This is a genomic window from Pseudomonas sp. SJZ078, assembly GCF_007828255.1.
GTDB lineage: Bacteria > Pseudomonadota > Gammaproteobacteria > Pseudomonadales > Pseudomonadaceae > Aquipseudomonas.
In genome coordinates, this window is record NZ_VIUG01000001.1 from 178430 (window position 1) to 201298 (window position 22869).

Sequence of the window (22869 nt, forward strand, 5' to 3'; positions counted from 1 at the left end):
TCCTTAACCGCGTGGGGTCGCAGCGGCCAGTTTGCCCGCCGCCGTGGACGTCGCCTTGGACGGCGCGACCTGGGGCAGGTTGCTGGCTTCGAGCGCTTTGCGTTGTTGAGCCAGGGCCGCGAGGGTTTGTTCGCTGGCCATCGGCACGACTTCAGGCGTGACCGGTGCCCCTGGGCGAGCCCGTTGCAGCCCCTTGACGATGATGGTGTCGTCCTTGCTCAGGCCGCTACGCACGATGCGCAGGCCTTCGATCTTCGGCCCCAGCTCGACGGGGCGATATGCAGGCTTGTTGTCGGCGTCCATCACCAGCACGAACTTCTTGCCCAGGTCGGTGCCTACGGCTTCATCGTTGATCAGTACGGCGGAGTAGGTGCCGCTGCCCACCAGCTTCAGCCGGGCATACAGGCCGGGGGTGTAGGCGCCGTCCTTGTTGTCGAACACGGCGCGGCCGCGGATGGTGCCGGTCTGCGGGTTGACCTGGTTGTCGATGAAGTTCATCTGGCCCTGGTGCGGGTTGCCGTCCTCGTTGGACAGGCCCATGTAGACCGGCGTGGCCTGGCCGCGCTGGCCCTGGCGGGCGAGCTGGGTGTATTTGAGGAAAACACGCTCGTCGGCGTCGAAGTAGGCGTAGACCTTGTCGGTGGAAACCACGCTGGTGAGCGCGGTCACGTCGGCGGTCACGAGGTTGCCGGCGGTGATTTCCGCGCGGCTGACGCGACCATTGATAGGCGAAGTGACGCGGGTGAAGCTCAGGTTCAGTTTGGCCAGGTCCAGTTGCGCCTGGATCGCCGCCGCCGCGGCACGGGCCTCCTGGGCGGCGCTGGTACGCGAGTCTGCCAGTTCGGCGGAAATCGCATTGCTCTGGCGCAGGCGCTCGCCACGTTGGGCTTCGTTCTCGCTGCGGGTGGCCGTGGCGCGGGCCTGGGCCAACTGGGCTTCGAGACGACGCACTTCAGCCTGGAAGGGACGTGGGTCGATCTGGAACAGCAGGTCGCCTTTCTTGACCAGCGCACCTTCAGTGAAGGCCACTTCATCGATCTGCCCGGAAACCCGTGGACGAATCTCGACGGTTTCCGGCGCCTCGAGGCGTCCGGTGAATTCGTCCCATTCGTTGACTGGCTGTTCCAGTACCTTGGCCACGCTGACTTTGGCGGCCGGCATGGACGCTGCCGTGTCAGGTGTCTTGCCACAGGCGCTTATCACCAGCACCGCCAACAGTGCGAGGGGAAAACGTAGTTTTGAAAGTGAATGGTCCATGGATAGCATCCGCCAAGTGTATTGAGATGGGCGGATAATGCGTGGCGCAATGCAGGGGAACGAATCGAATGAAGCAAAGGTAACTATCATTCGGAATGATATAAGCGCAGCCCGCCTGCGGATCAAAGGCGGCGAGGGGGAGGCCCGGTGGGAGCCGGGCTTGCCCGCGAAGGCAGCGGTAGATTCAACATCGATGCAAGCTGAACCACCGCTTTCGCGAGCAAGCCCGCTCCCACACTGGATCGGGGTATATGCGCCTTCGCGTATACCACAGGCCTCGCGATGACGGCGGTGCATTCAATATTGATGCAAGCTGAACCAGCGCCATCGCGAGCAGCCCTTGGAGCAGGGTTTATTGCGGCAGGTAGCGGTCATGCACACGGTCGATGGTGCCGTCCTTGCGCAGCATTTCAACGGCCTCGCGCAAATCCTCCGCCATTTTGGGAGAACATTGCTTCGAGCAAGCCAGGTAAAGGTCGGCATGGCTGTTGACCGGGCTCATGAGCAATTTGCGCTGGGACACTTTCGGCCAGATGTAGCGACTTTCCGGAACACCGTTGAACCAGGCATCGATGCGTCCCATCAGCAGCATCTGGGCAGGGTTGTCGCCAATGGTCAGACGATAGATCTGGTCATCCCTGAAACCCTCGGCCCGGAGGATATCTTCCTGGGCACTGCCCAGGCCAACGCCGATCTTGTGGTAGGTATCCCTGGCTTCGGCAAAATTGCGCACTTGCCGGTCGAGGCTGAAGAAAGCCCGCTCCATCGGCATGATGGAGGCGATCCAGGTGAAGTGATCCTCACGACTGGGGATGCGCGACAGGGGGGCGATAAGATGGTCTCGCTCCTCGCTGACATGTTTTTGCGCCCTGGCCCAGGGCAATACATGGATTTTCACCGCGTAACCCGCCTTGACCATGGCCTGCACGGCGATATCGCCGACGATGCCATTGCCCCTGGGGTCGTTGACGAAGGTCAACGGCGGGGCGTCCAGGATGTGCAGTTCAATTGGCCTGGGCTCGCCGTGCGCGCTCTGGACGAACAGCAGCGATAGCAATAGACAAAGCCGTGAAAGCACTTCGGAACGGACATTCAACACGCAGGTGATCCGGCTCATGATCGATACTTCAGGCATTGAAAAAAGTGCTGCATTCTACTGTGGCCGGCGGCGTGAAACAGCGCCTCGCAGGTTATACGAATCATTCGATGCGGCGTTCCCGAAAAGCAGACCCGCCATGATCGTTTCGCCGGAAGGTTCTGTTGCTGTTGCCTTGACCTTAAGGGTTTTCTTGAAGGTATAGATCATCTGAGCGCCGAAGGCCTTGCGTTTTGAATCCGGATTGGCGGACGGATGCCGTTGCCTTGGCGGATCAACTGCACGGTTGCAACTTCCCCTTCAGAACCACGCCCACCTGCCGATACAGCGCAGGCAGCTCAAACCGTGCGGGCGCTCAAGAGGTGTCTGCCGACGTTCCTCAAGGCGTTCATGCGCCAGCGTCTACTACGATTTTTGCAGGTCGGCCTCCAGATCGACCTCAGGTATGAACCATGTCAGCCCACCCCAGGACCGAGCTGGAAAGTGCTCTTGCCCTTTGCAAGGGTAGTTTTCTATCCGTTGGTTTTTTCAGTTTCTTCGTCAATTTGCTGATGTTGGTGCCGTCGTTCTACATGCTGCAGGTGTATGACCGCGCGGTAGGCAGCGCCAGCCTGTCGACGTTGTTGATGCTGACGCTGATCATGTTGCTGTTGATGACCACGATGGGCGGCCTGGAGTGGGTGCGTTCGCGGATAATGGTGCGAGTCAGTACGCGCCTGGACTCGTTGTTGGGGCGGCGTCTGTTCGATGCCAGTTTCAGGCAGGCACTCAATACCGGCGGCATGAACGCCTCGGGCCAGCCGTTGAGCGATCTGAGCGCCTTGCGTCAGTTCCTGACCGGCAATGGCCTGTTCGCCTTTTTCGATACGCCCTGGATTCCGATCTACCTGGGCATCATGTTCATGTTCCATCCCTGGTACGGTTGGATGGGAGTGTTGAGCGCGTTGTTGCTGGGGACGTTGGCCTTCGTCAACGAAAAACTCACGCGCTCGCCGCTGCAGGCCGCCAACCGGCAACAGATGATGGCCACCGCTTTCGTAAGCAAGAGCCTGCGCAATGCCGAAGTGGTCGAGTCCATGGGCATGCTTGCAAGCCTGCGTGAGCATTGGAGCCGTCGGGTCCATGAGGTGCTGATCCTGCAAAGCCTGGCCAGCGACCGCGGTGCAACCATCGCGGCGCTATCCAGGACATTCCGCCAGATCGTCCAATCCCTGGTGTTGGGCCTGGGTGCCTATCTGACGATAACCCACCGGATTTCGCCCGGGCAGATGATCGCCGGCTCCATTTTGCTGGGGCGCGCGTTGGCGCCTATCGACCAGTTGATCGGCGTGTGGAAAGGTTTTCTCGGCGCGCGCGCTCAATATGCCCGGCTCCATGAGTTGCTGATCAAGGTTGCCGCGGAGCCTGAACGCATGCAGTTGCCGGCGCCAGAGGGGGCGATTCATGTCGAAGGGTTGTCGGTCGGCGCCCCCGATACGCACAAACCGATCATCCGTGGCCTGGACTTCCAGGTCTCCGCGGGGGAGGTGGTGGGCATCATCGGCCCCAGCGGGGCCGGGAAATCAACCCTGGCCCGGGCATTGCTGGGAATCTGGCCACGCCAGGCTGGTACCGTGCGCCTGGATGCTGCGGACATCAGCCAATGGCGCCGTGAAGCGCTGGGCCAGTACATCGGTTACCTGCCCCAGGACATCGAGTTGTTCGAGGGCACCATCAGCCAGAATATCTCGCGTTTCGGCCCTGCGGACGCGCCTGCGGTGGTTGCCGCCGCGCGCATGGCCGGCGTGCATGAGCTGGTGCTGCAATTACCCGAGGGCTACGACACCGTGATCGGTGCCAATGGCGCAGGCTTATCCGGCGGCCAGCGTCAACGTATTGGCCTGGCCCGTGCCTTGTACGGCGAACCGCGCCTGGTGGTCCTTGACGAACCCAACTCCAACCTGGATGACGCCGGAGAAAAAATGCTCGCCGAGGCCCTGCGCAAACTCAGGCAGAGTCGGGCCACGGTGTTTGTCATCACTCATCGCTCCGGGGTGCTGGCGCAGGTAGACAAACTGTTGGTGCTCAATCAAGGCGAGCTGAGCCTGTTCGGCCCGCGGGACAACGTCCTGGCGCGATTGCAGGGCGTTGCGCCTGCAGTCCAGCCGGCCACCGCGATTCAATCGTAAGTAGCGGATTACCTCTTTTCATGCAGAACAGTCAGCCTTCATTCGCCCACATGCCCGCGCTGCCGATCGATGATGGACCGGCACGGCGTATCGGCTACCTCCTGCTGTTGGTGACTTTCGGCCTGTTCGGCGGCTGGGCTAGCCTGGCACCGCTCGACAGTGCCGCGCTGGCGCCGGGCGTGGTCACGGTCAAAACCTACCGCAAGACGGTACAACATCTTGAGGGGGGCATCGTCCGCGAGCTGCGCGTTCATGACGGCGACCGGGTGAGCGCCGGCGATCTATTGCTGGTGCTCGACAACACCCAGGCGCGCTCGGAAATGGAAGCCATGCGCAGCCAGTTGATCGCCGCGCTCGAGTTGCAGGCCCGACTGGAGGCTGAGCGGGACGCACTGCCCGCGCCGGCAGCCGTGCCGACCCTGGATCCTGCTGATCCGCGAGTACGCGAGGCCCGCGACAGCGAGGCCCGGATCTTTCAGGCTCGACGGAATTCGCTGCAAGGCGAAGTCGGCCTGCAGGAAAAGACCATCGGACAAATCGAAGAGCAGATTCGCGGGTTCAAGACCATCGTCGCCAGCAAGCAGATGCTGGCGGCCTCCTACGAGGCTGAAATTGTCGATTTACGAGCGCTGCTTGCCGAAGGTTACGTGGACAAGCAGCGTTTGCGTGAACAGGAGCGCAGCCTCTCCCGGCTGCAGACCGAAATAGCCGAAACCCGGTCCCAGATCGCCCAGGCGCGGATCAATGCCGACGAGGCGACACTGAAGATACTGCAGTTGAAAAAGACCTTCGCCAGCGAAGTCGCCGGCTTGTTGGGGGATGCCCGGACCAAGGTGTATGAACTGCGCGAGCGGCTGGCGACCCTGCAGGATCGTGACCAGCGCACTGACATCCTCGCACCCGAATCGGGCATGATCATGGGCATGACCGTCCATACCCTGGGAGCGGTTGTCAGCCCTGGCACGGCGCTGCTGGACATCGTCCCGGCCAACGAAGAGCTGATCGTGGAAGCCCAGGTTTCACCGATGGACATCGATCGCATCGCAGTGGGCAAGTTGGCGAACATTCGTTTCAGTGCGTTCAAGAACAGCACTACGCCGGTGGTCGAAGGGCAACTGGTGCAGGTATCCGCTGATCGCCTGATCAACAAGGATACGGGCGCGCCGTACTACCTGGCACGGCTGGCCTTGACCGACAAGGGACGCCAGGCGCTGGGGGGGCTGGTCCTTGTGCCGGGGATGCCGGTCGAAGTGCTGATCAATACCGGTGAGCGGACGCTGTTGCAATACTTGATACAGCCAGCGAGCAATGCGTTCGCCCGTTCGTTGATCGAGGACTGATATGAAGTCCCTGATCGCGCTCTATCTGCTCGTCGTGCCGCTTGGCGCCGTTGCCGAAGACACTTACATGGACCTGTGGCAGCTCCATCAGGAAGCCCAGGGTGCCGATCCGCGTATTCTGCGGGCGCAAGCCCGGATCCATAGCGGGGAGGGTAACGAGCGCGCGGCCCTTGGTCAGCTGCTGCCGCAGCTCAACGCCAGCGGCAGCGTCAATCGCGGTCGGCGTGACGACGACCTGAGCCGTATCCAATACAACGGCAAGCGCATGGCCGTGGCACTCAGTCAGGTGATCTACGACCCGCAGGTCTGGCGCAGTTACCAGAAGTACGTGGAACTGGCCCGGCAGACCGAATACGAATCCGACGACACCCAGGTGCAGTCCAGCATCGACCTGTCCGAGCGCTACTTCGCTGTGCTCGCGGCGGAGGACGAACTGTCCCTGGTGCGCAGCGAGCTGGACGCCACCGAGCGCAACCTCAAGCGCGTCAATGCGCTGTATGCGCGACAAATGGCGATGGTGACCGATACCCTTGGCCTGGAGGCGCGAGTGGATGCGCTCAAGGCGGATGAGATCGAGGCCGGCAACAAGGTCCAGATCAGCCGGGAAGCCATTTCCGAATTGGTGGGGCGTGATGTCCAGGAGCCCTTCAAGCGTATCGGCGACAACCCGGCATTCAGTCTGCCGGCACAAGCTCCGGACTATTGGGTGCAGGCGGCCCTCGACAGCAACCCGGCACTGCATGCTCGCGAGCACGGTATCCGCGCCGCCGAGGCGGCTATCGGTGAAGCCAAGGCCGGTCATCTGCCCCGTGTGGGCTTGAACCTGACGGCGCAACGTAGCGATATCGGTTATGAAGGGGCGGTGACGCCGCGTTCGGACAACCTCGTCGCCTCACTTGATTTGCAGGTGCCTCTCTACAGTGGTGGATCCACCAGCGCCCGGGTATCGACATCCGAAAGCGACAAGGAAGTCGCCCTGCAAGAGCTTGAAGCCTTGCGGCGCCAGGTGGTCAAGGAAACCCGCACCGCCTATCTCGGGATGTCGGCCGAACTCAGTCGGATCAAGGCCACACGCCATGCACTGGAATCGGCTGAAAAATCGCGGATGGCTACGGAAAAGGCTTTCGGGTATGGCGTAAAGAATGCTGTGGATGTCCTGGACAGCATCAAGGAAGAGTTTCGAGCACGGCGTGATTTCTATCAAGCCCAGTACCGCTTCGTCACCAGTTTGCTTGTACTGCATCGCTGGAGCGGAAGGTTGGGGGACGGGGATATTCGCAAGGCCAACGAATGGCTGGTTGCGCCAAAAAAATAGCGTCAGAAATTGCAAATTTGGTGGCAAGGTGATATCAATGCTGCCATTTCCAGACACCATGCCCCCTTGCAGCGGCCGAACCCAGGAAGGGCCGTCGATTTGCACACAGGAAGCTTTGCATGCCTAGTCCATTTAGTTATTCATCTGTTTCATCGGCAACGCTGACGGGCAACGCGCAAATCGACAGCTTGATCTATGGCACTTACTGGACAGGTACCAGCAACGGTACGTCCCTGACATACAGTTTCATAACCAGCGACTCTGTGTTCGCTTCGTCCTATAGTTACGAAAGGGAGTACATCGGCAAGTATGTCCTGAGCTCGACGCAGAAAACCGCCATTGCCAGTGCACTCGATCAATGGAGCTCAGTCGCCAACATCAAGTTCACGGAGGTCAGCGAGACCTCCGCAAATGTCGGTGACTTGCGATTTGGCGGCTATTTCTGGATGGATTCCGACACCGCAGCCTGGGGGTACTTCCCCGGGCGAAGCCCCGTCGCCGGCGATGTCTGGATCGGGCGGGCGACCAATGATCCGACTCCCGATCAAGGGAGCTACGACTACCTGACTTTCATGCATGAGATTGGTCATGCACTGGGTTTGAAGCATCCGTTCTCCCAGGGGCTGACAAACAAGACGGTGCTTGCTGCCCAGTACGATGATGTTCGTTACACGATCATGAGTTACGACAACGCGTACTCCTACGAGCCGACCACGCCCATGTTGCTGGACATTGCCGCCATCCAGCGACTCTATGGTGCCAACACCCAGTGGCAAACCGGTAATAACACCTATAGTTGGGCGGCGGATCAAAAGGTCTTTGAAACTATCTGGGATGCAGGTGGCACCGACACAATCGATGCCAGCAATCAGGCGGCAGCGGTGCGCATCAACCTGAACGAAGGTCAGTTCAGCAAGATCGGCAAGACGTTCCTTGATTCCAACTTCCGCGACTTCAACGAAGGCTTGGCAATAGCCTACGGTGCAAAAATCGAAAACGCAGTCGGTTCAGCCTTTGACGATACGTTGATCGGTAATTCACTGGGCAACGTCCTGAGCGGACTTGCCGGCAAGGACACCATGGTTGGCGGGGCAGGTAACGACGTCTACGTGGTCGATAACCTCGGGGATATAGTCAGCGAAACCAGTACCCTGGCCAGCGAGATCGACACGGTGCGCTCTTCGGTGAGCTGGACCTTAGGCGCCAATCTGGAAAATCTTGTCCTGACCGGAACTGACCACCTCAATGGTACTGGCAATGTCCTGAACAATGTGTTGACCGGCAATGACGGTAACAACGTTCTGAACGGTGGAGTCGGGCTGGATACGCTGGTCGGTGGTGAGGGGAATGATACCTATGTCGTCGACAACCTTGGCGATAAGGTCACCGAGCTTGCCGACGCAGGTCGAGACCTGGTTCGTACTTCAGTAAGTTATACCTTGTCCGCCAATGTCGAGGACGGTCAGTTGCTTGGCACTGCAGCGCTCATCCTTGTTGGCAATGCCCTGGACAACAGCTTGACTGGCAACGCCGCCGCCAACGTGCTCAACGGCCAGGGCGGTGCGGATACCATGATGGGCGGGGCCGGCAACGATACCTATGTGGTCGACAACGTCGGGGACACGATCACCGAGGCAGGTGCGTCGCTCACGGAAATCGACAGCGTCCTGTCGTCCATCAGCTACACCCTGGGCAGCAATCTCGAAATCCTCACGCTCAGCGGAACAGGCAGTATCGACGGTACCGGCAATGCCCTGAACAATCGCCTCACCGGTAACGCCGGCGCCAACGTCCTGGACGGCGGCCTCGGTATCGACACCCTCAGCGGCGGAACCGGTAACGATACCTACGTGGTCGACAACCTCAAGGATGTGGTCAGCGAAACCAGCACCCTGGCAAGTGAAATCGATACCGTGCGCTCCTCGGTCAGTTGGACCCTGGGTGCCAACCTGGAAAACCTCACGCTGACCGGTGTTGCCGCAATCAACGGCACCGGCAACGCCCTGGCTAACGTGCTCACCGGTAACGCCGGCAACAACGTGCTGAATGGCGGCGCCGGGCGGGACACGCTGATCGGTGGTGCGGGGGATGACACCTACCTGATCGACAACCTCGGTGACACGATCACCGAACTCGCCGACGAAGGCCGCGATCTGGTCCGCACGTCGGTCAGTCATACCCTGTCGACCAACGTCGAGGACGGTCAGTTGCTCGGCATCGCTGCCATCAACCTGGTCGGTAACGCCGCGGACAACACACTGTTCGGCAACAGCGCCGCCAACGTGTTGAATGGCCTGGACGGTGCGGACATCCTGGACGGTGGTGCGGGTGCCGATACCTTGATCGGTGGTACCGGCAACGACACATATATCGTCGATAACCTGAAGGACGTCGTCAGCGAAACCAGTACCCTGGACAGCGAAATCGACACCGTGCGTTCTTCGGTGAGTTGGGCCCTGGGCGCCAACCTGGAGAACCTCACGCTGACCGGTGTTGCCGCGATCAACGGTACCGGCAACGCCCTGGACAACGTGCTGATCGGCAATGCCTCCGCCAACATCCTCAACGGCCTGGGCGGTGCGGATAGCATGATGGGCGGGGCCGGCAACGATACCTATGTGGTCGACAACGTCGGGGACACGATCACCGAGGCAGGTGCGTCGCTCACGGAAATCGACAGCGTCCTGTCGTCCATCAGCTACACCCTGGGCAGCAATCTCGAAATCCTCACGCTCAGCGGAACAGGCAGTATCGACGGTACCGGCAATGCCCTGAACAATCGCCTCACCGGTAACGCCGGCGCCAACGTCCTGGACGGCGGCCTCGGTATCGACACCCTGATCGGCGGGGCCGGCAACGATACCTACCTGGTCGATAACCTCAAGGATGTGGTCAGCGAAACCAGCACCCTGGCAAGTGAAATCGATACCGTGCGCTCCTCGGTCAGTTGGACCCTGGGTGCCAACCTGGAAAACCTCACGCTGACCGGTGTTGCCGCAATCAACGGCACCGGCAACGCCCTGGCTAACGTGCTCTCCGGTAACGCCGGCAACAACGTGCTGAATGGCGGCGCCGGGCGGGACACGCTGATCGGTGGGGCGGGGGATGACACCTACCTGATCGACAACCTCGGTGACACGATCACCGAACTCGCCGACGAAGGCCGTGATCTGGTCCGCACGTCGGTCAGTCATACCCTGTCGACCAACGTCGAGGATGGTCAGCTGCTCGGCGTTGCCGCCATCAACCTGGTCGGTAACGCCGCGGACAACACGCTGTTCGGCAACAGCGCCGCCAACGTGTTGAATGGCCTGGACGGTGCGGACATCCTGGACGGTGGTGCGGGTGCCGATACCTTGATCGGTGGTACCGGCAACGACACATATATCGTCGATAACCTGAAGGACATTATCAGCGAAACCAGTACCCTGGACAGCGAAATCGATACCGTGCGTTCGTCGGTGAGCTGGACGCTGGGCGCCAATCTGGAAAACCTCACCTTGACTGGCACCGCCCTCATCAACGGTACCGGTAACACCCTGGACAACGTGCTGACCGGCAATGCCGCCAACAATACGCTGAACGGTGGAGCAGGCAACGATCAACTTGACGGCGGCGCGGGCAATGACCTGCTGATCGGTGGCATTGGTATCGACACCCTGACCGGTGGTGCCGGAGCCGACCGATTTGTGTTCAGCGCGCTGAATGAGCTGGGTATCGGCGGCGCTCGCGATGTCATTCTGGACTTCAGCAGACTCCAGGGCGATAAGCTCGATCTGTCGAAGCTGGATGCCAATATCCTCGTGGCGGGGATCAACAAATTCACTTTCATCGATTCGGCTGATTTCAGCGGTGTGGGGCAATTGCGCTTCGTCGATCATGTGCTTTCCGGCAATATCGACGGCAATACGGCAGCGGACTTCGAAATCCAACTGGTGGGTGTCAACACCTTCAGTGCCAGCGATCTGGTCGCCTGACCGATCGGCCTATGAGTCATTGTGGCGAGGGGAGAGATCCCTTCTCCACAAAAATAATTCCAGCCAGCCTGTCGATTTCTCCCATTGTCATTCGATTATCCATGGAACCGCTGCAATGGCGGCTTAACTCAGCATCAGGAGATAAGACCATGCGATTTTTGGTGATCGTCAAAGCCAGCCCGGAATCCGAAGCCGGGGAAATGCCCAGTGAAGCGTTGCTGGCGGCCATGGGCGCCTACAATGAAGAATTGGCCAAGGCCGGGGTGATGCTCGCGGCTGAAGGTTTGCACCCCAGTTCCAAGGGCGTGCGCGTACAGTTTTCCGGCAAGAACCGCACCGTCGTCGACGGCCCCTTCGCTGAAACCAAGGAGTTGATCGCCGGCTTCTGGATCTTCCAGGTCCAGTCGCTGCAAGAGGCCATCGACTGGGTCAAGCGTTGTCCGAACCCGATGATCAGCGACAGCGAGATCGAAATCCGCCAGATCTTCGAAATGGAGGATTTCGGCGAAACCTTTACCTCCGATCTACGCGAGCAGGAAGACCGTATCCGGGCGCAAATGCCCAATCAATCGTGAAACCTGACGACAGGAGATCCGACCATGAGAATCATTCCCTACCTGACCTTCAACGGTAACTGCAAGGAAGCCTTCGCGCTGTACAAGGACGTGCTGGGCGGCGAGCAGTTTTCCATGACCTTTGCCGAAGCGCCTGAAGAAACGGGCATGCCCAAGGACAACAACCTGATCCTGCATACCTGTCTGACCTGTGGGCGATTTCAGCCTGATGGCCTCCGATTGCCCGCCGGGCCAGCCATACCGTAAGCCGCAAGGTGTATCGGTGTCCCTCAATGTCGACAGCGTGGCCGAGGCCGAGCGGCTGTTCAATGGGTTGAGCGCCGGTGGCAGCGTGCACATGCCATTGGCAAAGACTTTCTGGGCGGAACGCTTCGCCATGTTCGAAGACCGTTTCGGGATTGCCTGGATGGTCAACTGCGAAGGTGCGAAGTAGGGCGGGGCGAACGGGGTGTCGATCTATATCGACGCCCTGATCACCAGCGGGCAATCCACTGGCTGGGTGCCCGTGACCTCCAGCGTTTCGATCAGGTGCCGGGCGGCCTGACGACCAATCTCGTAGTACGGTAGCTGCACCGTGGTCAGGGGGGGGATGAACAGCTCGGCGATACCGATCATGTTGTCATAGCCGAGCACGGCTACATCGTCGGGAATCTTCAGGCCACGGCCCAACAGCAACTGATAGGCACAAAAGGCAATGCGGTCGTTGCCACAGATCAGGATGTCGAATTCGGGGCGACCGTCGAGGATATGCCGGTCAAGGATGGCGGCCGTTTCATCATAGGCATCGTGATCGGACAGATCGTATTGCAACAGTGCTTGCGGGGGCAGCCCGAATGCCTGGCAGGCACGCTGCAGGCCGGCCTGTCGCAGGCCCCAGGCAACGCTGCGCTTTGGCAGGTTGATGCACAGGGGGCGCCGATAGCCCTGGCTCAAGGCGTGATGCATGGCGCGGTGCTGGCCGCTCTCGTCATCCGGTACATAACTGACCAGGCGACTGTCATCCTCCAGGCAGTTGGCGAGCACCAACGGTTTGCTTTTCAGGCGCTCGGGAATGCTCACCTGGCGCAACCCCATGGCACTGAAGATCAACCCGTCGGGCCGGTGCGAGAGCATCAGGTCGATGTCCTGGTCGGTGGGCGGGTTGTTCAACAGGTTGAGGATGAAGACGTTCCAGCCTGCTTGCTGCGCGGTCTGTTCGATGGACAGCAGCAGCTCCACTGCGAACGGAGTGGTCGCAGTGTCCAGGGCGAACACGCCGATGGTCCTTGCCTGTAGATTGTCGCCGCGCATTCTGCGCGCCGACAGGCTCGGTACGAATTGCAGCTCATCAATGGCGCGACGCACCCGCTGGAGAGTTTCCGCGCTCAGTTTTTCCGGATTGTTGAGCGCTCTGGAAACCGTCATCAGGGACACGCCGGCCAGCTGTGCAACGTCTTTCACTGAAGTCATGCGAGGTGGGGCCCGTCAGGTTGACGGGCAATCATGACACAGGGGCCGGGCTTCCCGCGACCGTTCATAGCCAGCCTGATCCCAGGGGCCATGCCCTGGGAATGGAGACGTGCCCGCCGGTCCCGCTGGTCAGCAGTTTGACCCCCAGGCTGTCGGATCGGGGATAGATTCGGCTGCTGAGGCTGAAGCGTCCGCTCTGGTCAAACACCTCGATGGACGAGCGATCAAGAAACACGCGCAATTCCAGCTGCTCGAGCGTCGGGTCTATCGACACGCTGCGCAGACCGCCGACTTGCGCCCCGGAGCGGCTGCGATCCAGCACCAGGCGCTGCAATGCCCCATCGTAGTAGAGCAGGGTTTGCTCGGCGTTTTCGTCATCGGTGCTGCAGCGCAAGGCGACGCCCAGGCGGCCGTTGGTACAGCCGAGCAGGTCCAGGTGAACGAGGATTTCGAGCCGGTCGCCGCTGATGTGTGACAGCCATTGAGTGCCCGAACCGGCCCATGGTGGCGTGCCGGGAAGCGGCGCCAGGCGCAAGGCTGTCAGCTCTCGCGCCGGGAACACACGCAGGCGGTCGGCATGCAACTCAAGCTCGCGGGGCAGGCCGAGCATGCCACACCAGTGATGCGCCTGGCTCGGCATCGGGCTCTCCCACATGTCGAGCCACGCCCACACCAGGCGTCGTCCGTCGGCGGCCTCCAGCGTCTGCGCGGCGTAGAAGTCATGACCATTATCCAGTTCGATAAAGGGCCCGCCGGTGAAGTGCCAGTCGCTGTCGAGCCGGCCTACCCGGTAACCGGTCTGATACTTGTTGAGCCGTTCGTAACCCTGCGGATGCATGCCTTGGGGGGAATACAGCAGCACATCGCGCCCGCCCAGTCGAAATAGATCCGGGCACTCCCACATATAGCCATCGCCTTCCTCGCCCCCGTCGACATAATCGAGGAACTCCCAGGTGTGCAGATCAGCTGAACGGTACAGCGGCAGCAGCGGCCGGTCGCCCTGGCGTGCGCCGGCAATCAGGTACCAATGGTCATCCTGCTTCCAGACCTTGGGATCGCGAAAGTGCATGATCGTGGCCTCGGGTGGGCGTTCGATCACCGCGCCGTGCTTGACGAAGTGAATGCCGTCGGTGCTGGTGGCCAGGCACTGGACCTGTCGGATCAAGCGTTCGTCCCCCACAGCTCCCAGCCAGGTATGCCCGGTGTACACCAGCGCCAGGGTATCCCCGCACACCACCGCACTGCCGGAAAAGCACCCGTCGCGGTCGAAGTCGTCGCCCGGTGCCAGGGCAATGGGCAAGTGCTGCCAATGGACCAGGTCAGCGCTCTTGGCATGGCCCCAATGCATGGGACCCCATTTTGCTTCGAAGGGGTGGTGTTGATAGAACACATGGTATTCGCCCCGGAAGTACACCACGCCGTTAGGGTCATTCATCCAGCCCGCCACAGGGGCAAGATGATAGGCGGGTCGATAATCCTGGATGACGCGGGACATGCCATCGCTCAGCGCCTGCTGTGCATGTTCGAGGGCCGGGGACAGGGTTGCAGGGGGCATAGGTGCGTTCATGGTATTCAAAGGCAAGGTCATAGGGCGCCTGCGGAGACCGGGCGCCGTGGCACGCCATCGGGCAGGGTTTCAAAGGCGTGGCGCTTCAAGGCCACCCCGTCGGTATCGAACAGGTGCAGATTGTCGGTTTCCAGGCGCAGTTTGACCCGGTCGCCGACCTGCCAGCCTGCGTTCACCTCGCAACGACAGATCAGCGGCTCGTCCTGGCCGGTATCGACGTGCACATAGGTTTCGCTACCGAGGTATTCGACCCCGGTCACGACCACGCCAGCGGATCCTGGCGCGGCTTCCAGCGTCACGTGTTCCGGGCGGATCCCCAGGCTCAGTTGGGTGTCGGCCGCGAGGCCTGCGCTGTCGAAGGGCAGGGATGCCTTGCCCAACACGAAGCTTTCCACCAGGCTGGTTTCCCCTGGCTCATGCAGAAACGCCGCAAGAAAATTCATCCTGGGCGAGCCCAGGAAACCGGCGACAAAGCGGCTGGCCGGGCGCTCGTAGAGTTCACGGGGCGAACCGACCTGTTCGATACGCCCAGCGTTGAGCACGACAATCTTGTCGGCCAGGGTCATCGCTTCGACCTGATCGTGGGTGACGTAGATTACGGTCGAACCCAGCCGGGCGTGCAATCGGGCGATTTCGTTGCGCATCTGTACCCGCAGGGAGGCATCCAGGTTGGACAGCGGTTCATCGAACAACAGGATGTCCGGTTCCCTCGCCATGGCCCTGCCCATGGCCACCCGCTGACGCTGCCCGCCCGACAACTCCTTTGGCTTGCGTTGCAGGAGCTTGTCCAATTGCAGGATCTGCGCGGTTTTCAACACTCGCTCACGCAGGCTGGTCTTGTCGGTCTTGGCCAGTTTGAGCCCGAAACTGATGTTGTCGTAGACGGTCATGTGCGGGTACAGCGCATACGATTGGAACACCATGCCGACGCCACGCTCCCGTGGCTCCAGGTCGTTGACCCGGCGGCCGTCGATCAGCAGATCGCCGTCACAGATTGAGTCCAACCCGGCGATCAGGCGCAGCAAGGTCGATTTTCCGCAGCCGGAAGGGCCGACGAACACCACGAACTCACCTGCCGCGATGTCCAGGCTGACGTCGCGCAGAATGCGCGCGCCGCCCAATTGTTTGTTCACGTTATGCAGTTTCAATTTGCTCACGATGGGGTTCCTTGTCTTTATGGGGCTTCATCCCTTCAACGCGCCGGCAGTGAGGCCGGAAACGATCCGGCGTTGGAAGATCAGCACCAGGATGACCAACGGGACAGTGACCAGCACCGACGCCGCCATCAACAACCCCCAGGGCAGTTCATGGGAGCTGCCGCCGGAAATCAGCGCGATGGCGACCGGGACCGTGCGTTGGGTGTCGGTCAGGGTGAACGTCAGGGCGAACAGGAATTCGTTCCAGGCCGCAATGAAGGCCAGCAGGCCGGTGGTGACCAGCGCCGGCCAGAGCAGCGGCAGCAGCACGCGGGTCAGTGTGACCCACGGCGAAGCGCCGTCCATGATTGCCGCTTCTTCCAATTCGTGGGGTAGCTGTCCCATGAACGTCGTCAGTATCCAGACGGTGAAGGGCAAGGTGAAAATCGTGTAGCTCAGGATCAGCGCCCAGGAGGTGTTGTAGAGGCCTAGGGCCCGTATCACCTCGAACAGCCCGGACAATACGGCGACCTGAGGAAACATCGACACGCCGAGGACCAGCATCAGCACCGTGCCGCGACCACGAAACTTCACCCTGCCCAATGCGTAGGCAGCTGTCAGGCTGAGGAACAGCGCCAGCGCGACCACGCACAGCGAAACCACCAGCGAGTTCCCGATCGCCCGCAGAAATGAGGCTTGCTGGAGCACGGCGGCATAGTTGGAGAAGTCGGGGTTGTCGATCCAGTAGCTCACCTGGAACAAGGCCGTAGACGACTTCAGCGACGTGACGATGGCGTAGTAGAAAGGGAAGACCGCATACAGCAGCAGGATTGCGATCAGGCACCAGAACCCCAGGCGCAACAGGGCTTTCTTCAGCAGTCGCCGGTTCATGAGCGAACCTCCATCTGGCGACGTCCGAGGTACAGATAGACGATAGCGATCACCGCGACCACCAGGAACAGCAGGCTTGAGGCGGCACTGCCGTAACCGACGTCCTGGAATTCCACCAGGTGCTGACGGGCGTAGACCGACATGCTCATGGTGCTCGAAGAATTCGAGGTCAGCACATAGATGACATCGAATACCCGCAAGGCGTCGAGAATGCGGAAGATCGCTGCCACCAGCAGCGCCGGCAGCAGCAATGGCAGGGTGACCCGCCAGAACACTTTCAGGGGGTGGATGCCGTCGACTCGGGCGGCTTCGTAGCAATCGCCCGGCAACATCTGCAAGGCCGCCAGCATCAATAGCGTGACGAAAGGGACTGTCTTCCAGACGTCGACGATGATCACCGCCCACATCGACAGCTGCGCGTCTGCGGTCCAGGCCAGAGGCGCATCGATCAACCCAAGACCCAGCATCAGGTGATTGATGATGCCGAACTGGTCGTTGAGCATCCATGACCAGATCTTCGCCGAGACAATGGTCGGAATCGCCCAGGGAATCAGAATCAACGCCCGCACCAGGGCACGCCCAGTGAAGTTGATGTTCAGCAACAGCGCCACCAGCAGCCCCAGGACCATTTCCAACCCCACCGACACCACGGTGAAGTGCAGGGTGTTGCGCACCGCGTTCCACCATTGCGGATCCACCAGCACGCCGGACCAGCCGGAGCCGCTGTAGAACAGATAGTTGCTCAAGCCGACAAAGGTGCCACCGCTGGTGTCCGCGAGGCTGGCATCGGTCAGGCTGAACCAGAATGTACGCAACAGCGGCCAGGCGGCCACCAGGGTCAGGCACAGCAGCATCGGCGCCAGGAACAGCCAGGCGGCGCGCACTCGACGACGTTGTACCGGCGTTTCCCGGGCGGGCAAGTGCTCGACGCAGGGCGCGTGGGCAGAAGAGACAGACATGGTGTTTTCCTTCCTTGTGGCTTACCAGTTCCGGCGTTTGATACGCGTAAGTTCGCTTTCCAGGTCGGCCAGCGCCTGATCGACCGGCAACTCTCCAGCCAATACTCCGTGGACCTGGTCGAAGAATGCATTGGAGACTCGTGGATAGCGGGCGGCAGTGATGGCGGCGGGACGCATGACCCCATCGTTCAGGATGCTGTGCAACTGGTTGTAATAGGGCATGGCCGCGAGCAGTTCAGGGTCTTGGTAGAGCGACTCGATAACCGGGTTGTAGGCGCCCACCAGCGCACGATGCTTCTGTTGCTGGGCGCTGGTCAGGTAGCTCACCAGCTCCGCGGCCAGCTTGGGCCTGGCACTGTAGCGCGATACCGCCAGGCCCCAGCCGCCGAGGGTGGAGGCGTGGCTGCCGGTCGCGCCGCCACGGGGCAGGGGGGCGACCCCGACCTTGTCCTTCACCGCACTGTCCGGACTTTGCACCAGGGCCCAGGCATACGGCCAGTTGCGCATGAACAGCGCATTACCCGATTGGAATACTCCACGACCTTCCTCTTCGGTGTAATTGAGCACGCCACGGGGGGATATATCGCCCACCCAGCTTTTCGCCAGGGTCAATGCAGCCCTTGCAGCCTGGTTGTTGACCACGATATCGCCTTGCGGGTTGACCAGGCCGCCGTCCGGTTGACTGCTGATCCATTCCAGCGCGTTGCAGGTCAGGCCCTCATAGGCGCGGCCCTGGAAGACATAACCCCATGCGTTGGCGTTCCCGGCGTGGCGCTCTGCCTGCTGCACATCCCTGGCGATAACCGTCATTTCCTCCCAGGTCTGAGGGACCGGCTTGTTGTACTTATCGAGCAAGTCCTTGCGGTAATACAACAGTCCCGAATCGGTGAACCACGGCATCGTGACCAACCGCCCATTTACCGTGGCGTTATCCACCTGGGCCTGGAAGTAGCCTTGGGTCGCATCGGCGGGGAGTACCTCGCGCAGGTCCAGCAGATGATTGGCCAGCATCCCAGGCCAGACCATATCGATCTGGATGATGTCGATGTCGCCGGACTGCGCACTGAGGATCTGCTGGTAGAACGACAACCGCTCGGTTGCCGAGTTAGGCGTGGACACCACGTCGACGCTGTGACCGGTCTGTTTCGACCAGGCCTCGACGGCCTCCTTGCACAGTTGTAATTCCGCGCCCACCGCGCCGCAGGAGATCGTCAGATCGGCCGCGCTGGAAAGGCAGGGAAGCCCGGCAAAAGCGCTGAACAGCGCTGCTGGAAGGAGCGATTTGAGTCGTTTCATAAAGCCCTCTTTATTTTTGTTTTTATAAAAGTTAACGTTAACATCGCCAAATGTAGCAGCGTATTTGCGATGAGGCATCCTTTTTTTCGTGGAATGTGACAATTGGTTTCTCCATGAAAAAGAGTCGGTCGCGAGACAGAACAATAAAAACAAAACAGGGAAATCCACATGCAGAAAGCATCAAGCTGGCTCATTGCAGGCGTGCTCGGTACTTCGGCGGCCACGGTCCAGGCCGCGACGCTGGAAGAGCGCATGGCTGCCTTCGAAGCCCGCACCAGCGCAGCGGAAAAGCGCGCAGCCGCCGCCGAACAACAGGCCCAGACACTCGCCAGGGAACTGCAGCAACTCAAGCTCACTCACCCTGGCTTGCAACCGACGGCCGCCGTTGCGAGCACTCCCGTGGCGCCCACCCTGGACGCGCGGTTGGCAAAACTCGAAGCCAGTCAGCAAAACCTGGAAAAGGCCGGTAGCGGCGGGCACCTCTCTGACGGGTTCAGCTTCAAGGGCTACGCCCGTTCCGGATTGCTGATCAACGATGGGCTGGGGGGAGGGCGCGGCGGCCCTTATACGACTCCGGCCGGCTCCGTGGGGGGCGCGGTGGGGCGACTCGGCAACGAGGACGACACCTACATGCGCATCGACCTGTCGAAAGAGCTATATGCGCAGAATGGCACCCGTTCCAAATTCACCGTGTCCATTGCCGATGGCGTGGAAAGCTCCAATGACTGGACCGCCGAAGAAAGCAACCTGAACGTGCGCCAGGTGTTTACCGAGCTCGACCATCTTGCCGCGTTCAAGGGCAACCCGATGTTCGAAAACACCACCCTGTGGGCTGGCAAGCGCTTCGACCGGGACAACTTCGATATCCACTGGCTCGATTCGGACGTCGTCTACCTGGCCGGTACCGGCGGTGGCATCTACGACGTGCAGATGAACAAGGACTGGCGCTCGAACTACTCGCTGATCGGGCGCAACTACGGGGACTTCAGTGAAGGCGGGGTCAATGCCGACGTGGAGAGCTATGTCCTGACCTCCAACCAGTTTTTTGCCAACGGACAATGGCAATGGATGTTCAACGGCATCGGCTCGAAGAAAAACGATTTCAGCACCCGCACCAATCAAGCCGGCCTGGCTCCGGCGGATTCCGGCTTGCACAGCATGATCGCTAATCACCAGCGCTCCTTTTTTGGCCGTGAAGGCTTCTTCAAGACGGCGCTGCTCTATGGGCAAGGCCTGGGGGCTGAGGTCAAGAATATTGGTGCGGACGGCGAACTGATCGACGAAGCCCAGGCCCTGCGCCTGGCGCTCTACGGTGAAACCCCGATTGCGCCCGGCTGGCGCATCGGCCCGAGCCTGTTGGCCGAACAGAGCAAGGACCGTTACGTCAAGGGCGACGACTATCGGTGGATGACTCTGAACGTGCGACTGGCCAACGAGATCAACAGCAATTTCGAGATGGCCTATGAGATGAGCTGGCAGACCATGGACCTTGATCCCAAGGGCTACATGCAACGTAACGCGGTGGACGGCAACTTCTGGAAATTCACCGTTGCGCCGACCTTCAAGCCGGACTTGGGCGACCTGCTCACCCGTCCTGAATTGCGGGTGTTCGCGAGCGTCATGAACTGGTCTTCGGATCTCGACCGCTACAGCACTTCGGATTCGTTCGGCAAGACGGATTTCAATGCCGGTGGTGTCTGGCAGTACGGGATTCAGATGGAAACATGGTTTTAGGGTTTTGTACGAAAAGTCGCCGAGCGGCGATCTCGTGGCGAGGGAGCTTGCTCCCGCTGGCCTGCGCAGCAGGCCCGAAACCCGGCGGTTCGTTGTGCCAGTCTGAGCGAACCATGGGGTATGGGGCCGCTATGCGGCCCGGCGGGAGCAAGCTCCCTCGCCACAGGGAATGGTGTGTTGCCTTGGGGGCTGCGCCATTCCTATACCATCGCCTCGGCAACCCCCTGATCTTCACCCAGGAACCCACCGCTCTGATGCTGCCACAGCCGCGCATAGGTACCGTTTTTCGCCAGCAGTTCGGCGTGGGTGCCTTGTTCGATGATGCGCCCGTCATCCATGACAATCAGCCGATCCATCGCGGCGATCGTGGACAGGCGATGGGCAATGGCGATGACTGTCTTGCCCTGCATCATTTCATCGAGGCTTTCCTGGATGGCGATTTCGACTTCCGAATCCAGGGCGCTGGTGGCCTCGTCCAGCAACAGGATCGGCGCGTTCTTGAGCATCACCCGGGCGATGGCGATGCGTTGGCGCTGGCCGCCGGATAGCTTGATGCCGCGCTCACCCACCAGGGTGTCATAGCCGGTGTGGCCCTGGCGGTCGCTCAATTGGCTGATGAACCCGTCGGCCTGGGCATTGGCTGCGGCCCTGCGGATCTGTGCTTCGGTCGCATCCGGACGACCATAGGCGATGTTGTCGCGAATGGAGCGGTGGAGCAGGGACGTATCCTGGGTGACCATACCGATGGCGCTGCGCAGGCTGTCCTGGGTAACGCGGGCGATGTTTTGCCCGTCGATGCGGATTTCACCGCTGTCCACGTCGTAAAAACGCAGCAGCAGGTTGATCAGCGTGGATTTACCGGCACCGGAACGGCCCACCAGGCCGATCTTTTCGCCCGGGCGAATATTCAGGCTCAGTCCATCGAGTACCTGGCGTTCGCCGCTGTAGTTGAAGCTCACGTTGTCGAACGTCACCGCGCCACCGGAGGGCACCAGCACGCCGGCGTCCGGCGCGTCCTGCACCTTGGGGCCTCGGGTCAAGGTGCCCATGCCATCCTGCACGGTGCCGATGCTTTCGAACAACGAGGTCATCTGCCACATGATCCAATGGGACATGCCGTTGATACGCAACGCCATGGCCGTGATCGCCGCCACCGCCCCCGTGCCGACTTCGCCCTGGTGCCAAAGCCACAAGGCATAGCCGCCGGAGCCAAGGATCAGCGCCACCACCAGCGCCTGATTGACGATCTCGAACTGGCTGACCAGGCGCATCTGGCGAAAGCCGGTCTGCTTGAAGTCCTCCATCGCCGCGCGGGCGAAGTGTGCTTCGCGCTTGGAGTGCGAGAACAGCTTCACGGTGGTGATATTGGTGTAGGCATCGGAAATGCGTCCGGTCATCGACGACCGGGCATGGGCCTGTTCCTGGCCGACTTGCCCCAGGCGCGGCACGAAATACAGCATGGCCAGCCCGAACAGCACGATCCAGGCAATAAAAGGCAGCATCAGTTTCAAGGCGAAGCCGCCAGCCAGCGCGATGATCGCGATGAAGTACACGCCGATTCCGGGTGCGATTTCGATCACGGTGAACAAGACTTCGCGCACGGCCAACGCCGTCTGCATGACCTTGGTCGTGACCCGGCCGGAGAACTCATCGGAAAAGAAAGAGAGGCTTTGCCGCAGCATCAGCCGATGGAAATCCCAGCGTAGCCGCAACGGCAAATTGATCGCCAGGACCTGATGCTGGACCATGGTTCGCAGCGCCACCAGCCCGATGCTGGTCACCAGGACGATGCCGATACCCCACAGCACCCGGCTTTCCTGGCCCTGTGCATCACCGCCGGCCTGCCAGGTCGAGAGCAAGTCCACCACCTGCCCAAGAAAAGAAAACAGCCAGGCCTCGTAGATCGACACACTGGCACTGAGCAGCGCAAACAGCAGGATATAGCCCCGGGCGCCCCGCGTGCAGGCCCACAGGAACCGCGTCAGGCCAACCGGCGGCGGTGGTGCTTCATCGGGCGGGAAGGGGTCGAGTCTTCGTTCAAACACACGAAGCATTGTGCTCTCCGAAAGGGATGAATTGAGAAGATTCTACCTTGAGACCTTAGTTCAA

At 60.8% G+C, this 22869-nt stretch carries 15 protein-coding genes and 1 pseudogene; 7 read left to right on the forward strand and 9 right to left on the reverse strand.

All coding sequences use genetic code 11. From position 1 onward, the window contains the following. Positions 1–3: 3 nt before the first annotated feature. Positions 4–1257 carry a multidrug efflux RND transporter periplasmic adaptor subunit MexE gene (gene mexE, locus FBY02_RS00755; protein ID WP_047703215.1) on the reverse strand — a complete coding sequence of 418 codons (1254 nt, stop codon included), beginning with the start codon at positions 1255–1257 and terminating at the stop codon, positions 4–6. A gap of 352 nt (positions 1258–1609) precedes the next feature. Further along, positions 1610–2374, reverse strand: a complete 765-nt coding sequence (locus tag FBY02_RS00765; protein ID WP_256662444.1) for an ABC transporter substrate-binding protein — start codon at positions 2372–2374, stop codon at positions 1610–1612. 431 nt (positions 2375–2805) lie between these two features. On the opposite strand from FBY02_RS00765, the gene FBY02_RS00770 reads away from it, so the two are divergent. The 6 genes and pseudogenes from FBY02_RS00770 (at position 2806) to FBY02_RS00795 (ending at position 12161) form a co-directional block, all read left to right on the forward strand. Further along, positions 2806–4521, forward strand: a complete 1716-nt coding sequence (locus FBY02_RS00770) for a type I secretion system permease/ATPase (protein ID WP_144921975.1) — start codon at positions 2806–2808, stop codon at positions 4519–4521. Positions 4522–4541: 20 nt separating this feature from the next. Next, positions 4542–5861 (forward strand): HlyD family type I secretion periplasmic adaptor subunit, encoded by a 1320-nt coding sequence (locus tag FBY02_RS00775; protein ID WP_144921978.1) that lies wholly within the window; start codon positions 4542–4544, stop codon positions 5859–5861. Position 5862: 1 nt separating this feature from the next. Then, positions 5863–7176 (forward strand): TolC family protein, encoded by a 1314-nt coding sequence (locus FBY02_RS00780; protein ID WP_144921981.1) that lies wholly within the window; start codon positions 5863–5865, stop codon positions 7174–7176. A 119-nt stretch (positions 7177–7295) separates the two neighbouring features. Beyond that, on the forward strand, positions 7296–11153 hold the full coding sequence (locus FBY02_RS00785; RefSeq protein ID WP_144921990.1) for a M10 family metallopeptidase: 3858 nt from the start codon (positions 7296–7298) through the stop codon (positions 11151–11153). A gap of 149 nt (positions 11154–11302) precedes the next feature. Further along, complete coding sequence (locus tag FBY02_RS00790; protein ID WP_144921998.1) at positions 11303–11728, forward strand: YciI family protein; 426 nt, start codon at positions 11303–11305, stop codon at positions 11726–11728. A gap of 24 nt (positions 11729–11752) precedes the next feature. After that, a pseudogene (locus FBY02_RS00795) lies at positions 11753–12161 on the forward strand (VOC family protein). 23 nt (positions 12162–12184) lie between these two features. On the opposite strand, the gene FBY02_RS00800 reads toward FBY02_RS00795, so the two are convergent. The 6 genes from FBY02_RS00800 to FBY02_RS00825 form a co-directional block, all read right to left on the reverse strand. After that, entirely contained in the window at positions 12185–13177 is a 993-nt protein-coding gene (locus FBY02_RS00800; protein ID WP_144922005.1) for a LacI family DNA-binding transcriptional regulator, read from the reverse strand. A 64-nt stretch (positions 13178–13241) separates the two neighbouring features. After that, positions 13242–14765 carry a glycoside hydrolase family 32 protein gene (locus FBY02_RS00805; RefSeq protein ID WP_144922012.1) on the reverse strand — a complete coding sequence of 508 codons (1524 nt, stop codon included), beginning with the start codon at positions 14763–14765 and terminating at the stop codon, positions 13242–13244. Continuing rightward, positions 14762–15901, reverse strand: coding sequence for an ABC transporter ATP-binding protein (locus FBY02_RS00810; RefSeq protein ID WP_144922018.1), 1140 nt, complete (start codon positions 15899–15901; stop codon positions 14762–14764). Before FBY02_RS00810 ends, FBY02_RS00805 begins: the two co-directional genes overlap by 4 nt. Before the next feature lie 27 nt (positions 15902–15928). Then, positions 15929–16771 carry a carbohydrate ABC transporter permease gene (locus tag FBY02_RS00815; RefSeq protein WP_144922025.1) on the reverse strand — a complete coding sequence of 281 codons (843 nt, stop codon included), beginning with the start codon at positions 16769–16771 and terminating at the stop codon, positions 15929–15931. After that, on the reverse strand, positions 16768–17730 hold the full coding sequence (locus tag FBY02_RS00820) for a carbohydrate ABC transporter permease (RefSeq protein WP_144922031.1): 963 nt from the start codon (positions 17728–17730) through the stop codon (positions 16768–16770). Before FBY02_RS00820 ends, FBY02_RS00815 begins: the two co-directional genes overlap by 4 nt. Before the next feature lie 21 nt (positions 17731–17751). Further along, positions 17752–19026, reverse strand: a complete 1275-nt coding sequence (locus FBY02_RS00825) for an ABC transporter substrate-binding protein (protein WP_144922036.1) — start codon at positions 19024–19026, stop codon at positions 17752–17754. Between the two features lie 168 nt (positions 19027–19194). On the opposite strand from FBY02_RS00825, the gene FBY02_RS00830 reads away from it, so the two are divergent. Next, positions 19195–20760 (forward strand): carbohydrate porin, encoded by a 1566-nt coding sequence (locus FBY02_RS00830; protein ID WP_144922041.1) that lies wholly within the window; start codon positions 19195–19197, stop codon positions 20758–20760. A gap of 200 nt (positions 20761–20960) precedes the next feature. Here FBY02_RS00830 and FBY02_RS00835 read toward each other — a convergent pair whose 3' ends face one another. Beyond that, complete coding sequence (locus FBY02_RS00835; RefSeq protein WP_144922044.1) at positions 20961–22814, reverse strand: ABC transporter ATP-binding protein; 1854 nt, start codon at positions 22812–22814, stop codon at positions 20961–20963. Positions 22815–22869: the final 55 nt, after the last annotated feature.

Excerpts from the sequence above, each read along its gene's own strand:
- mexE (WP_047703215.1), bottom strand. The coding sequence starts at position 1,257 with ATGGACCATTCACTTTCAAAACTACGTTTTCCCCTCGCACTGTTGGCG.
- FBY02_RS00765 (WP_256662444.1), bottom strand. The coding sequence starts at position 2,374 with ATGAGCCGGATCACCTGCGTGTTGAATGTCCGTTCCGAAGTGCTTTCA.
- FBY02_RS00770 (WP_144921975.1), top strand. The coding sequence starts at position 2,806 with ATGTCAGCCCACCCCAGGACCGAGCTGGAAAGTGCTCTTGCCCTTTGC.
- FBY02_RS00775 (WP_144921978.1), top strand. The coding sequence starts at position 4,542 with ATGCAGAACAGTCAGCCTTCATTCGCCCACATGCCCGCGCTGCCGATC.
- FBY02_RS00780 (WP_144921981.1), top strand. The coding sequence starts at position 5,863 with ATGAAGTCCCTGATCGCGCTCTATCTGCTCGTCGTGCCGCTTGGCGCC.
- FBY02_RS00785 (WP_144921990.1), top strand. The coding sequence starts at position 7,296 with ATGCCTAGTCCATTTAGTTATTCATCTGTTTCATCGGCAACGCTGACG.
- FBY02_RS00790 (WP_144921998.1), top strand. The coding sequence starts at position 11,303 with ATGCGATTTTTGGTGATCGTCAAAGCCAGCCCGGAATCCGAAGCCGGG.
- FBY02_RS00800 (WP_144922005.1), bottom strand. The coding sequence starts at position 13,177 with ATGACTTCAGTGAAAGACGTTGCACAGCTGGCCGGCGTGTCCCTGATG.
- FBY02_RS00805 (WP_144922012.1), bottom strand. The coding sequence starts at position 14,765 with ATGACCTTGCCTTTGAATACCATGAACGCACCTATGCCCCCTGCAACC.
- FBY02_RS00815 (WP_144922025.1), bottom strand. The coding sequence starts at position 16,771 with ATGAACCGGCGACTGCTGAAGAAAGCCCTGTTGCGCCTGGGGTTCTGG.
- FBY02_RS00820 (WP_144922031.1), bottom strand. The coding sequence starts at position 17,730 with ATGTCTGTCTCTTCTGCCCACGCGCCCTGCGTCGAGCACTTGCCCGCC.
- FBY02_RS00825 (WP_144922036.1), bottom strand. The coding sequence starts at position 19,026 with ATGAAACGACTCAAATCGCTCCTTCCAGCAGCGCTGTTCAGCGCTTTT.
- FBY02_RS00830 (WP_144922041.1), top strand. The coding sequence starts at position 19,195 with ATGCAGAAAGCATCAAGCTGGCTCATTGCAGGCGTGCTCGGTACTTCG.
- FBY02_RS00835 (WP_144922044.1), bottom strand. The coding sequence starts at position 22,814 with ATGCTTCGTGTGTTTGAACGAAGACTCGACCCCTTCCCGCCCGATGAA.